Origin of the sequence: Vagococcus zengguangii (assembly GCF_005145005.1) — a bacterium.
In the GTDB taxonomy this organism is placed as follows: domain Bacteria; phylum Bacillota; class Bacilli; order Lactobacillales; family Vagococcaceae; genus Vagococcus_A; species Vagococcus_A zengguangii.
Genome location: NZ_CP039712.1, coordinates 801,011 through 814,684, shown reverse-complemented (window position 1 = coordinate 814,684; position 13,674 = coordinate 801,011). Strand labels below are relative to the sequence as shown.

General features: G+C 38.1%; 13 protein-coding genes. 1 reads left to right on the top strand and 12 read right to left on the bottom strand.

The genetic code is table 11. From position 1 onward, the window contains the following. Positions 1-6: 6 nt before the first annotated feature. Together cysK and alr are read right to left on the bottom strand one after the other, a co-directional pair. Positions 7-936 (bottom strand): cysteine synthase A, encoded by a 930-nt coding sequence (gene cysK / locus FA707_RS03880; protein ID WP_136952986.1) that lies wholly within the window; start codon positions 934-936, stop codon positions 7-9. A 70-nt stretch (positions 937-1,006) separates the two neighbouring features. Beyond that, positions 1,007-2,125 carry an alanine racemase gene (alr, locus tag FA707_RS03875; RefSeq protein WP_136952985.1) on the bottom strand — a complete coding sequence of 373 codons (1,119 nt, stop codon included), beginning with the start codon at positions 2,123-2,125 and terminating at the stop codon, positions 1,007-1,009. A gap of 142 nt (positions 2,126-2,267) precedes the next feature. Here alr and plsY point away from each other — a divergent pair, with 142 nt between their 5' ends. Next, on the top strand, positions 2,268-2,891 hold the full coding sequence (gene plsY / locus FA707_RS03870; protein WP_136952984.1) for a glycerol-3-phosphate 1-O-acyltransferase PlsY: 624 nt from the start codon (positions 2,268-2,270) through the stop codon (positions 2,889-2,891). A gap of 47 nt (positions 2,892-2,938) precedes the next feature. Here the strand turns inward: plsY and FA707_RS03865 are convergent, their stop codons facing one another. The 10 genes from FA707_RS03865 to lepB all read right to left on the bottom strand — a co-directional run bounded on the left by FA707_RS03865 (position 2,939) and on the right by lepB (position 13,671). Then, positions 2,939-3,814, bottom strand: a complete 876-nt coding sequence (locus tag FA707_RS03865; RefSeq protein WP_136952983.1) for an aldose 1-epimerase family protein — start codon at positions 3,812-3,814, stop codon at positions 2,939-2,941. Between the two features lie 34 nt (positions 3,815-3,848). Further along, complete coding sequence (gene hslU, locus FA707_RS03860) at positions 3,849-5,255, bottom strand: ATP-dependent protease ATPase subunit HslU (protein ID WP_136952982.1); 1,407 nt, start codon at positions 5,253-5,255, stop codon at positions 3,849-3,851. Between the two features lie 13 nt (positions 5,256-5,268). Beyond that, the gene (gene hslV, locus FA707_RS03855; protein WP_136952981.1) at positions 5,269-5,817 is read right to left on the bottom strand and encodes an ATP-dependent protease subunit HslV; all 549 of its coding nucleotides are present in this window, start codon (positions 5,815-5,817) and stop codon (positions 5,269-5,271) included. 48 nt (positions 5,818-5,865) lie between these two features. Further along, complete coding sequence (xerC, locus tag FA707_RS03850) at positions 5,866-6,762, bottom strand: tyrosine recombinase XerC (protein ID WP_154299949.1); 897 nt, start codon at positions 6,760-6,762, stop codon at positions 5,866-5,868. 324 nt (positions 6,763-7,086) lie between these two features. Further along, on the bottom strand, positions 7,087-8,382 hold the full coding sequence (trmFO, locus tag FA707_RS03845) for a methylenetetrahydrofolate--tRNA-(uracil(54)-C(5))-methyltransferase (FADH(2)-oxidizing) TrmFO (RefSeq protein WP_136952979.1): 1,296 nt from the start codon (positions 8,380-8,382) through the stop codon (positions 7,087-7,089). Between the two features lie 15 nt (positions 8,383-8,397). Next, positions 8,398-10,476: a type I DNA topoisomerase gene (gene topA, locus FA707_RS03840; RefSeq protein ID WP_136952978.1), complete on the bottom strand. Its 2,079-nt coding sequence runs from the start codon at positions 10,474-10,476 to the stop codon at positions 8,398-8,400. Positions 10,477-10,530: 54 nt separating this feature from the next. Then, positions 10,531-11,442, bottom strand: coding sequence for a DNA-processing protein DprA (gene dprA / locus FA707_RS03835; protein ID WP_136952977.1), 912 nt, complete (start codon positions 11,440-11,442; stop codon positions 10,531-10,533). A 53-nt stretch (positions 11,443-11,495) separates the two neighbouring features. Beyond that, a complete protein-coding gene (gene rnhB, locus FA707_RS03830) occupies positions 11,496-12,260 on the bottom strand; it encodes a ribonuclease HII (RefSeq protein ID WP_136952976.1) in 765 nt (254 codons plus the stop codon). Continuing rightward, positions 12,244-13,116: a ribosome biogenesis GTPase YlqF gene (gene ylqF / locus FA707_RS03825; protein WP_136952975.1), complete on the bottom strand. Its 873-nt coding sequence runs from the start codon at positions 13,114-13,116 to the stop codon at positions 12,244-12,246. Before ylqF ends, rnhB begins: the two co-directional genes overlap by 17 nt. A gap of 15 nt (positions 13,117-13,131) precedes the next feature. Next, the gene (gene lepB, locus FA707_RS03820) at positions 13,132-13,671 is read right to left on the bottom strand and encodes a signal peptidase I (RefSeq protein WP_281277689.1); all 540 of its coding nucleotides are present in this window, start codon (positions 13,669-13,671) and stop codon (positions 13,132-13,134) included. Positions 13,672-13,674 lie beyond the last annotated feature (3 nt).

Here is a 13,674-nt window from a genome sequence, read left to right as displayed (position 1 = left end):
CACTAACTATTCAGAAAAATCGTATAAAGCCGTTGATAAATAACGTTCGCCATTATCAGGAACAATCACGACGACGTTATGCCCTTTACCTAATTTCTTAGCTACTTGTACGGCTGCATTGATAGCTGCACCTGCAGAGATACCTACTAAGATACCTTCTTTTTGAGCGACTTCACGACCTGTTGCAATCGCATCATCACTCGGAACTGGGATAATTTCATCATAAGCGCCTTGTTCTAACACTTCAGGAATGAAGCCTGCCCCAATCCCTTGAATTTTATGAGGTGAATGTGCCCCACCACGTAAAACTTCAGATTCGGCTGGCTCTACTGCATAGAATTTTGTGTCAGCATCATGTGCGTTTAATACACGGTGAACCCCCGTAATGGTACCACCTGTCCCGACACCCGCTACAAATGCATCAATTTTTTCACCTTCAAAGGCTGCTAAAATTTCTTTACCCGTTGATTCTTCGTGTTTTGCAGGATTTGCTGCGTTATTAAATTGTAACGGCATAAAGAAGCCGTCTTGCTCAGCTAATTCAGTCGCTTTAGCAATTGAACCTTTCATCCCTTCAGCTCCTGGTGTTAGAATTAATTCTGCACCGTAAGCTTTCATTAATTTTTGACGTTCAATACTCATCGTATCAGGCATAATGATCACTGATTTATAGCCTTTCGCTGCTGCGACCATTGCTAAACCAACACCTGTGTTACCACTGGTTGGTTCCACAATTGTATCACCTGGTTTGATTAAGCCATCTTTTTCAGCTTGTTCAATCATCCCCACTGCGATACGGTCTTTCACGCTTCCACCTGGATTGAAAAATTCTAATTTCATATAAACCGTTGCATCATCTTCCCCAACTAAATGATTCAACTTAACTAACGGAGTTTCTCCGACTAATGCTAAAATATTGTCAACTTTTTTCATCATAAACCTCCTACAGTTTAATTAGTGATACGCTCATTTTATAAGAAATAAAACTGTCGTGCAATTGATTGGCTTAGACGTAACGTCTTGGAATACGTGCACCGATGTCACATAACACCTCATATGAAATAGTTTGTAAATGCTCAGCAACATCATCAGCTGTGATGACTTGACCACTATTTTCACCGATTAACGTCACAGGTGTTCCAACTGGATAATGTTTTGGTAAACGAATCATACACTGATCCATACAAACACGACCAACTATTTCACAAAACTGACCATCGACTAAGACCTTGAAACCTTGTAGATGACGATTCCACCCATCAGCATAACCAATTGGCAAAGTGCCTAACCATTCATTACTTTTTGCCTCGTAGGTAGCACCATAACTTACTTTATCTCCTGCTTGTAATTCTTTAACGAAAACTAGCTCAGTCGTTAGACTCGCTGCGGGTTGTAGTTCAAACGGCATATCTAAGGCTTTACCTGAAGGATTTAAGCCATAAAGCCCGATTCCTAAACGAATAATATTCGACGGACACGCTTGGTGCCAAAAAGCCGTTGCACTATTGGCGCAATGAATATATTTAGGTTTGACAGGACTTTTTTCAATAAATTGATTAAAACATTGTGCCTGTTGACTAAAGTAAGTATCATCAGCTTCATCGGCTGTCGCAAAATGCGTAAATACCCCTTCATAAATTAATCGTGGTTGCGACTCGACTAATTCGACACTCGTCACAAAATCTTCAACATCATAAAAACCAATTCGGTGCATTCCCGTATCAATTTTTAGATGAAGCTTTAATGGCGCTCTTATTGTGTCTAGCTCATCATTTGCTATCACCTCAGTCAACCACTCTTTGGAAGCCACAGCAACTGTCAAATCATATTGTTGAGCTAATGGCGCTAAGCTTGGTGTTATGACCCCTAAAATTAAAATTGGAAGTAAAATCCCCGCTTCGCGTAATTCAATCGCTTCATCAATATTAGACACACAAAAGCCACTAACGCCTTCTTCTAGAGCTAACTTTGCAATTTCAATGGCACCGTGGCCATAACCGTTTGCTTTAACAACTGCAAAAACTTCTTGTCCTGGTTGCAACCGTTTCAATTCCTGTTCTATATTAAATTGAATAGCTTTCTTATTAACTGTTAATGTGGTAGGGCGATTCCAACTCGTTACCATAATCTCAAACACCTTCGATTTCTAAATAATTTAACGTTTTTATATTCGCCTGTCTATTTTACCATAAATAATTATGAAACAACATTTGTGAAGACTATTAATCCATGGTAAAATAAACCCACAACGAAACGAGGAGAGAACGATGAATATCATTATTTTATTACTTGCCTATCTGTTAGGTTCGATCCCTTCAGGTGTCTGGATTGGCAAGCTGTTTTATCAAAAAGACATTTGTAATTACGGTAGTGGGAATACCGGCACGACGAATACCTTTAGAGTTCTAGGAAAAAAAGCCGGCATCGTGGTGTTACTAGCCGATGTGTTAAAAGGCACTTTAGCCACTAGCTTGCCTTTACTTTTCCATTCAGATATGCCAATTTTATGGGGCGGAATTGCTGCCATTATTGGACACACTTTTCCTATTTTTGCTAAATTTAAAGGCGGGAAAGCAGTGGCTACTAGCGCAGGGATGTTACTCGCTTATTCACCATTATTTTTTGTTTATGCAGCGTCGATTTTTGTGATTTGTTTATTGATTACAAGCATGGTTAGCTTATCTAGTATGATTGCTGCGGTGGTCGTGACGATTTCAACCATTATCTTACCCTATATTTGGCCGACAATTTTACCCGAATTCAATTGGGTTTTAACGCTTGTCGCAGCAGCGGTCAGCTGTTTTATCTTTTATCGTCATAAAGATAATATTGTTCGCATTAAAAACGGCACAGAAAATAAGGTGCCATTTGGACTTAATAAGAAAAAATAAACGCAACCTTTCATCTTCCTTGATTAGGAAGTGAAAAGTTGCGTTTTTTATTTGATTGTGATAGTGTAGCTGCTTTCTGCAACTTGATGACTTGCTAGACGTTGAATGCCTAATTTTTCTGTCAATTCGCCAGTAGCGTCTGTTGTATCGGCAATTCCTAACCATGGTTCGATACAAACAAACGGCGCTTCTTTTGGGTAAGGACTCCATAAGCCGACATACGGTAGCTTTTCATAACTAACACTTAAACGGTGCGGTGTTTTTTCAGAGCTTAAGATAATTTCTTGCTGATTCAATGGTGTGGCATAAACCAACGCGTCACCTTTAAATACTTCTCGTAATAACGGCACCGTAAAATGAGGCTCAACTACCTCTTTTTTATCCACCGCAATATTTGGACCCGCTAAAGGTAAAAATAAGCTCTCATCTGAAAACTTAACCGTTAAATTATAGTCTTCAAAGGTTCCTTGGCCGTTGATTGGTACATTAAAAGCCGGATGACCACCAACTGAATAATACATCGTGTATTCGCCAGTATTGTGTACGCGATAAGTTGTCGTTAATGCCGACCCAACTAGACGATAAACAATTTGTAATTCAAAATCAAATGGATAGTTAGCTTTAGTCGTTTCTGAACTCTTTAGTGAAAACGTCACGCTGTCATCTGTTTGCTGAACCATCTCAAACACTTGATCACGAGCAAACCCGTGTTGAGGCAAGTGATAATCTTCACCTTCAAAACGGTACGTATCGTCTTTTAAACGACCAACAAATGGAAATAACACCGGTGCTTGACGCCCCCAAAATTCAGGATCTCCTTGCCATAAAAATTCCACTTCTCCGTCATTTAATTGTAAGCTCGTTAACTCAGCGCCTTGCGCCTTAAAGCAAGCTGTTACTAGATCATTTTTTAAGGTAAACATCTCGTTGCCCTCTTTCATCTTATTCACAAATTTTTTACAAAATAAAACGAGATAAATCTTGGTTTTGGACAATATCGCCTAGTTTTTCATTGACATATTGTTGTGTAATCATAATCTCGCCCATTTGCATTTCAGCTGCTTCAAACAGTAAATCTTCCAATAATTTTTCTAAAATAGTGTGTAAACGACGGGCCCCAATATTATCGGTTTCTTCGTTAACTTTATAGGCAATCTCAGCAATTTCTTCAATAGCTTCTTTCGAGAACGTTACTTTTACATTTTCAGTTCCTAATAACGCAATATACTGCTTCACTAAAGCATTTTCAGGTTCGGTTAAAATACGTACGAAGTCTTCTTTCGTTAAGTCATCTAATTCGACGCGAATCGGGAAACGACCTTGTAATTCAGGAATTAAATCACTTGGTTTGCTTAGATGGAAGGCTCCTGAAGCAATAAACAAAATGTGATCCGTGTTGATTGGCCCGTATTTAGTTGTTACTTGTGACCCTTCAACGATTGGTAAAATATCACGTTGCACACCTTCACGCGAGACTTGACCATTAGTATCAGATTTTGAGGTGATTTTATCGAACTCATCAATGAAAATAATGCCACTATTTTCAGCAACTTTAATGGCTTCGCTGTGAATGTCCGCTTTATTGACTAATTTTTCTGACTCTTCTTGAATTAAAATCTCACGCGCTTCTTTGACGGTTAATGTGCGTTTAATTTTTTTCTTTGGTGTTAAGGCACTTAAGGTGTCACCTAAATCGATCCCCATTTGCTCTAAACCAGGATTGTTCATCGGCATTTGGACTTTAGGTTCATCGATTTCAATTGTAATTTCACGATTATCTAATAAGCCTTTTTGTAATTGATCCTTGACTGTCACACGATTTGCTTTAATATTATCCGTTACTTCTTCCGTTTCCTCTTCAGAACCCGTCATATTTTGCATCGCATTCATCATTTGCATCATCATATCCATTTGGTTACGTGATTGTTTTTGTTCCTTTTTGATACCAGGAACCAATAATTTTACTAAACGATCTTCCGCCAATTTTTTAGCATCAGCGTAGACTTCGCTATGTTTTTGCTCTTGGACAATGCGAATACTTGCTTCGACAAGATCACGAACCATTGATTCTACGTCACGACCAACATAACCAACTTCGGTGAATTTTGTTGCTTCGACTTTTACAAACGGTGCTTTAACGGTTTTAGCTAAGCGACGAGCAATTTCCGTTTTACCGACACCAGTTGGCCCAATCATTAAAATGTTTTTAGGCGTCACTTCTCTTTGCATCTCTTCGTCTAATTGCATACGACGATAACGATTTCTTAAGGCAATCGCAACTGATTTTTTTGCATTATGTTGACCAATAATGTATTGATCCAATTCTGACACAATTTGTCTTGGGGTTTTATTCATGTTTTCCATTATTATCAATCCTTTACAACTCTTCTACAATAATATTGTGGTTAGTATAAACACAGATGTCTCCTGCTACGGTTAACGCCGCTTTAGCAATTTCGGCAGCTGTTAAATCTTCACGACCATCACGTTTTAAGGCACGTGCTGCTGATAACGCGTAGTTACCACCTGAACCAATGGCTAAAATACCGTCATCAGGGGCAATTACTTCACCAGTACCAGAAACCATTAACATTTCTTTATCATTCATCACGATTAGTAAGGCTTCAAGTTTTTGCATCATTTTATCACTGCGCCACTCCATTGCTAATTCAACTGCAGCACGGGTTAAATTCCCTTTAAATTCATGTAATTTTGCTTCAAATTTATTTTCTAAATTAAAGGCGTCCGCTACGCTTCCTGCGAAGCCAACGACCACTTGATCATTATATATTTTACGAACTTTTTTCGCAGTACCTTTCATGACAACTGACTCACCCATTGTCACTTGGCCATCTCCTGCCATCGCAAATTTTCCGTCTTTTTCGACTGCACAAATGGTTGTGCTATGAAATGTTGTTAATCCCATTTTACTATCTCCTTTAACAGTTAGCTCTTCCTGCCCAACACAATAAAATTACGCGCGTGGGTGGAAATTACGATAACTCTTTTGTAAATTTTCTTTAGTGACATGTGTATAAATTTGCGTTGAAGACAAACTCACATGACCTAACAATTCTTGGACAGTTCTCATATCCGCCCCGTTATTAAGTAGGTGGGTTGCAAACGTATGTCGCAACATATGCGGATGAATATCGGTTGTTAACGAACTCTTTTTTATTAACTGTTTCAAGATATATTCAATCCCTTTTGGCGTAATTGGATCGCCGTAGTGATTCACAAACAACGCCTCATGTGTCTTGTCGTACTTGGTCATTAATTCATTGCGAGCGTTCTCAATGTAGTCAACTAAAGCGTCGGCCGCATACGAGCCAAACGGCACATAGCGTTCTTTATTCCCTTTACCACGAACTAGTATCACACCTAAATTAAAATCAATGTCACTCAGCTTAGCTCCTGCACACTCACTCACACGAATCCCTGTGCCATACATTAATTCTAAAATCGCTAAATTACGATAATCCAGTGGTCCCTCACCTTTTGCTGTTTCAAAGAGCACATCCATCTCTTTTTCAAATAAAAAACGTGGCAAACGTAATTGCCCTTTTTTCATTTGCACATAAGAAAAAGGATTCTCACTTAATTGCTCTTGTTGCAACAAAAAATTGTAGAAGGAACGCAAACTTGAAATTTTACGGCTAATCGACGTCCGACTATAGCCTTTATCATACAAATACGACAGATAAATTCTCACATCTTGTGGTGTCACTTGTAAAAAGTCGGCTTCACCTGTTTCTACTAAAAAGTCTAAATAATCTTGAATATCATCGTGATACGCCGTCTTCGTATGTTCCGAAAAATGTCGTTCAACGATTAAATACGTCAAAAAACTCACCAACCATGATTCTTTCATCACTATTACCACCCTTACTTGATAACCTTATCATAAGAATTTTCCCATGACAATCAGCCTAAAGCATTAATTAATAAAATATTATAAAAAAGTGCTGGAGAGAACGTATGGATTTTGAGCAATATGCAAGAAATGACTTCATATTGTCCAAAAATCTGCCATCGAAAGCCCGTTAATAAAGGCGCAGGAAGGCGCGATTAACTTTCGAGTGATATGAGTACAATGACGATAATTCAACCCAACTAGTGACATCAACTTACTACGTCGATATAAAAGCACAAAAAGGACCTACAATTTTCTCGCAGGTCCTTCACTTTATCTAACTTAAATTTTCTCAATAATCGCTAAAGCACGTTCAGCAATTGCTGTATAACGTTCTTTTTTATCGCGAATTCTTTCTTCTAGTGGAGCAATAATTCCGAAGTTAACATTCATTGGTTGGAAATGTTTGCCTTCAGCGTGCGTAATATAGTACGCCATGGCACCAATCGCTGTTTCACGCGGTAAAATAATTGGCGCTTCTTCTTTTATTAATTTGGCTGCATTAATACCTGCTAATAAACCACTCGCCGCACTTTCAACATAACCTTCTACACCAGTCATTTGACCCGCAAAGAATAAATCTTCACGTTCACGCGTTTGGTAAGTTGGTTGCATGATTTTTGGTGAATTCATAAAGGTATTCCGGTGCATTACCCCGTAACGGACGATTTCAGCATTTTCTAAACCTGGAATCATTTGAATGATACGTTTTTGTTCGCCCCACTTCAAATGTGTTTGGAAACCAACAATATTGTATAACGAGCCCGCTGCGTTATCTTGACGTAATTGGACAACCGCATACGGACGTTTACCCGTTTTAGGGTCTTCTAGACCAACTGGCTTCATTGGTCCAAATAACATCGTTTTTTCGCCACGTTCCGCCATGACTTCAATTGGCATACAGCCTTCAAACACTTTCATATCTTCAAAACTATTTAGTGGTGCTGCTTCAGCATTTACTAACGCTTCACGGAAAGCATAAAATTCTTCTTTGTTCATCGGACAATTTAAGTATGCCGCTTCACCTTTATCATAACGAGATTTCAAATAAACTTTATCCATATTGATAGAAGATTTCTCGATAATTGGCGCCGCCGCATCATAGAAATATAAACCTTCTGATTTAGTAAACTTCGCAATATCAGCCGCTAACGTATCAGAAGTTAACGGACCAGTCGCAACGATTGTCACACCTTCAGCTGGAATATGTGCCACTTCTTCATCAAAAACCGTAATGTTTGGATGATTTCTAATTTTATCTGTAATATAGTCCGCAAATAAGTTACGGTCAACTGCTAAAGCGCCACCTGCTGGTACTTCAGTTGCATCGGCCGCTTGCATAATCAATGAATCAAAATGACGCATTTCTTCTTTTAATAAGCCAACTGCATTGGTAATGCTACGGCCACGTAAAGAGTTTGAGCAGACTAATTCTGCAAATTTATCAGTAGACTGTGCAGGCGTTTTTTTCTCTTTTTTCATTTCATATAAATGTACTTTAACGCCAGCTTGAGCAACTTGCCAAGCGGCTTCACTACCGGCCAAGCCGGCACCAATGATTGTAACAACAGGTTCCATATTCCACCTCGATAATTATTTTTGAATTTCCTCTTTATAGTCACAATGACTACAGATGACTTGTTTGCCGCCTTTAACTTTTTTCTCCACTAAGAAGTGGTTACATTTTGGACAATCTCTCGGAATTGGTTTATCCCATGACGTGAATTCGCATTCTGGGTAGCGACTACAGCCGTAGAATAGACGATTTTTCTTCGTCTTACGCTCAATCACTTCACCTTCATGACAAGTTGGACACTTCATGCCGATTTCTTTGACGATTGCCAAAGTATGACGACATTCCGGGAAATTGCTACATGCATAGAATTTACCAAAACGACCAAGTTTCACGACCATTGGTGATCCACATAATTCACAATCAAAACCAGCTGGTTCATCTTTAATTTGAACTTTTTCCATCTCAACTTCGGCTTTTTCAAGCTCGACTTTGAATGGTTGATAGAAACTATCGATCACATCGACCCATTTTTCTTTAGCTAAAGCGACATTATCAAGTTCTGTTTCCATTTCAGCTGTAAATTTCATGTTAACGATTTGTGGGAAATACTCAACCGTTAAGTCATTAACGATTTCCCCTAATTCCGTTGGTTCAAAACGTTTTTGTGCTAATTTCACATAGTAACGGCGTTGAATCGTCTCTAGTGTTGGCGCATAAGTTGATGGACGACCTACTCCATTTTCTTCTAAAGTTTTAACTAACGTTGCCTCGGTATAACGAGCTGGCGGTTGCGTGAAATGTTGTTTTGGTTCAATATCAACTGATTTCACCATTTCGCCTAATGCTAAATCTGGTAAAATATTTTCTTTTTCTTCTTTACCATCATCTTTACCTTCAATATAAACTTTCATAAAGCCAGGAAACTTAATTTTTGAGCCATTTGCGACAAAAGTAACCCCATTTTGATTCAAGCTAACACGCATTGTATCAAGAACAGCTGGCGTCATTAAACTTGCCACCGTACGTGACCAAATTAAGCTATAAAGTTTCATTTGATCTTTGTCTAAATATTTCGCTAATGATTCTGGCGTACGATAAATACTTGATGGACGAATCGCTTCATGGGCATCTTGAGAACCGGATTTATTTTTACCATCGGCTTTCATACCTGCTGAAAATTCGGCTCCATAAGTTTCCGTAATATATTTAGCAGCTTCTGTTTTGACTGTATCAGATAAACGCGTTGAGTCAGTACGCATGTAGGTAATTAACCCGACTGTGCCTTCTTTACCAATCGGAATTCCTTCATACAATTGTTGCGCAACCATCATGGTTTTACGCGTTCTAAAATTAATTTTACGAGCAGCTTCCTGTTGCAAGCTACTGGTTGTAAATGGTTTTGCTGGATTACGTTTACGTTCTTTTTTGACGATATCAGTGATTTCAAATTGATCACCGTCAAGTTTTTTCAACACTTGTTGAACATCTTCAGTGTTCTTTAAATCCATTTTTTTGTCATTGATTCCGTAAAAAGCCGCTTTAAATTTTTTGCGCCCTTTTAAGAAGTTTCCAGTAATTGACCAGTATTCTTCCGGAACAAAAGCCTTAATCTCTTTTTCACGGTCGATAATCATTTTTAACGTTACCGATTGCACACGACCAGCACTCAAGCCTTTTTTAACTTTTTTCCATAATAATGGACTAATAGAGTATCCCACAATACGATCTAAAATACGACGAGCTTGCTGTGCGTCAACTAAATCTAAATTGATTTTACGTGGTTCTTTAAATGCGGCTTTCACTGCGTCTTTTGTGATTTCGTTAAAGACAACGCGATTCTCATCGTTTAAGTCTAAATCTAACAAATGAGCCAAATGCCAAGCAATGGCTTCCCCTTCTCTATCCGGGTCACTTGCGAGATAAACTTTTTGTGCTTTTTTTGCATTTTTTCTTAATTCTTTAATAATTGGGCCTTTACCTCTAATTGAGATGTATTCTGGCTCATAATTGTTATCAAAATCTATGGCCATTCGGCTTTTGGGTAAATCTCTTAAGTGTCCGACACTTGCGACCACTTTGTAATTCTTTCCTAAGTACTTTTCAATAGTCTTTGCTTTTGCAGGTGACTCTACAATCACCAAATATTTAAATGCCATGCCGACTAACCACCTTTATTTACCGATTCTACTTTTAAATCGTATCATATATTATTATTTCGTCAAACGTTTGTCAACATTTAGCTGTTTAAACTGATTAATTTCTTCTATTATATGTTGCGCACTGCTAACTAATTTTGCCCCATTTTGAATCAATTCATGACAACCTTCAGAAGTTACTGACCTAATTGAACCTGGGACAGCAAAAACTTCTCTATTATTCTCTAATGCTTGCTGTGCAGTAATTAGTGAGCCACTACGGCGTTTGGCCTCCATCACACAAACACCTTGCGAGATACCCGCTATAATCCGATTTCTCATCGGAAATTGATGTTTTTGGGGTGGCGTACCTTCCAAATATTCAGAGATAATTAATTGTTCTGTGCCCATTTTTTGAAACAGGTCGCGATTCTCTCTAGGATAAATCCGGTCTAAACCGTGGGCCACTACAGCAATCGTCTGTCCATGTGCGCTAATAGCTACTTGATGAGCAAGCGTGTCAATTCCTATTGCTAACCCACTTACGATAGTATACTGTTGGTTAATTAATTCCGCAACTATTTTATTAGTCACCTGTTGACCATAATCACTCATCGTTCGAGTTCCGACAACCGCCAACGTGTTGGTTTGTAACAACTTATGATTCCCTTTATAAAATAACATAATTGGCGGATTATAAGTTTCTAAAAGCAACGTAGGATAATCTGTATCTAAAATAGTCACACTATTGGTTTCAATATATTTTTCAAACAGTAATTCTTGATTTTCTTCAATATATTGCATACTTTTTTCAAAAACACGTTGATATTTGGGTAGTACATTCAATAGAAATATTAGTTCATGGTTTGAACAATCTGTTAATGCTGTCCCTTTTAAAATAACATGATTAAGCAATTTTAGTAAACCTTTATTACCCACACCTTTTAAATGTTTTAATAAAAATATTTGAAAATTTTCGTTGATCATAAAAAACCTCCCCTTTCACTAATAAGTAAGTGAATCAGGAAGGCTTTCATTATTTAAATCATATCTTTGATTGGTGCAAAGGTTTTACGATGAATTGGGGTAATTCCTAAGCTATTTAATCCAGCTAAGTGCTTAGCCGTGCCGTAACCGGCATTTTCAGCAAAACCATACCCAGGATATTGTTGCTCATACTCGCTCATCATCTGATCACGTGTTTCTTTTGCGACAATACTTGCTGCCGCAATCGCAATACTTTTGGCATCACCTTTAATAATACTTTCTTGAGGCAACGCAATATTAGGTAACTTCATCGCATCTAATAGTAAGTAATCCGGCTGCGGATTCAAGGCTTCAATCGCTTGGGTCATAGCGACTTTTGTTGCTTCATAAATATTAATACGATCAATTTCTTCTGGTGAGACAATCCCAATGCCAATCGCTAGCGCTTGTTCTTTAATTTTCGTTAACAATTCTGCTCGTTTAGCATGACTTAATTGTTTTGAATCATTCAAACCGACTAAGTCTGGATTTTCAGGTAAAATCACGGCTGCTGCTACGACTGGCCCCGCTAATGGACCGCGTCCGACTTCATCGACACCTGCAATGTATTGATACGCTTGCTGGCGGGCTGCACGTTCGAAGGCCTGCATTTGTTCAAACAACTCCTTAGCCGCTTGTTCTTTAGCTTGACGACGATCATATTGAGCAATTAAGGTTTGTACGCCTTTTCGCTCATCTTGACGAAGTTCCGCGATTATTTCAACCGGTGTATCAGGATTTAATAACAGCTCTTTTGCGCTTTTAATCGTTAGTGTCAAGCTGCTCAGCCTCCCAAATTTCAACACGATCTAAGGTATAACGACCTACTTGGCCACTACGGATTTCTTGAATCAACATCTCACTCGCACGCTCATAGTCATCTCTAAAGCCACGTTTTTTTGTAATCAACATCAATTGATCCACATTGTTCAATTCGAAATCACCTTCTGAGAAACCATAGCGTTTGCCTAATGACTGACGATAATAATCATTGAAAAATTGAATAGCATATAAGGCAATATCATCTAAATGTAATAAATTATCTTTAATCGCACCTGTTAACGCCAATTTTTTACCGATTTCTGGATCTTCGAATTTAGGCCATAAAATCCCTGGTGTATCTAGTAATTCCAATTCATTTCCGACTTTTAACCATTGTTGTCCTTTTGTCACACCAGGCTTATTACCTGTTTTTGCAATATTTTTCTTGACTAAACGATTCATTAGCGTCGATTTACCAACATTAGGAATCCCGATAATCATCGCACGTATTGCTTGTTCTTTTAATCCTTTGGCTTTTTGGCGTTCACGTTTTTCTTTTAAGACTTCTTGCGCTGCTGGAACGATTTGTTTAATGCCACGTCCTTCTTGCGAATTCAGTTTTAAAGTAGCATAACCTTGTTTTTCAAAATATTGCTGCCATTTTTGAGTTTGAACCGGGTCAGCTAAGTCAGCCTTATTTAATAACATTAGACGTGGTTTATGCTGCACAATCTCATCTAACATCGGGTTACGACTTGAGATTGGTAATCGAGCATCGACTAACTCAAACACAATATCAACATACCTTAATTTCTCGGTTACTTCTCTTCTGGCTTTGGCCATGTGGCCTGGAAACCATTGAATTACTTTCATAATAAACTTCCTCTTCTACAATAATTTTATATCTTTAAATGGATAGTACACTAAGCGTGCTTTTCCAATAATTTGATCCGCCCTTACTTCACCAAACGAACGACTGTCCTTGCTAACACGACGGTTATCGCCTAAAACAAAGTAAGCATCATCTGATAAATTAGGTTTCCCTAGTACTTCTTCACTATTAAAATTGGTTGTATAGTGATTATTTAGATGATGAATTTTTATCTCATCCAAATAAGGTTCCTCAATCATCTCACCATTAATTAATAAGGTGTCATTAAAATAGGCCACCTCTTCACCAGGCAAACCCACTACCCTCTTCACCATCACGGTACCATCGTTCGCTTTAAACAAAATAATATCAAAGCGATCAATATCGGAAAACTTCTCATATATTATATGATCCTCTTGATTTAAGGTTTTCTCCATTGAATTTCCTTCAATTGTCATGGGAATAAATACAAAACCTCTGACAATAACAGCAAAAAAAGCAGCAACCATTAACATTTTTATCCAATAAATTAATTTTTCTAAAAAGCTATTCTTCAATTT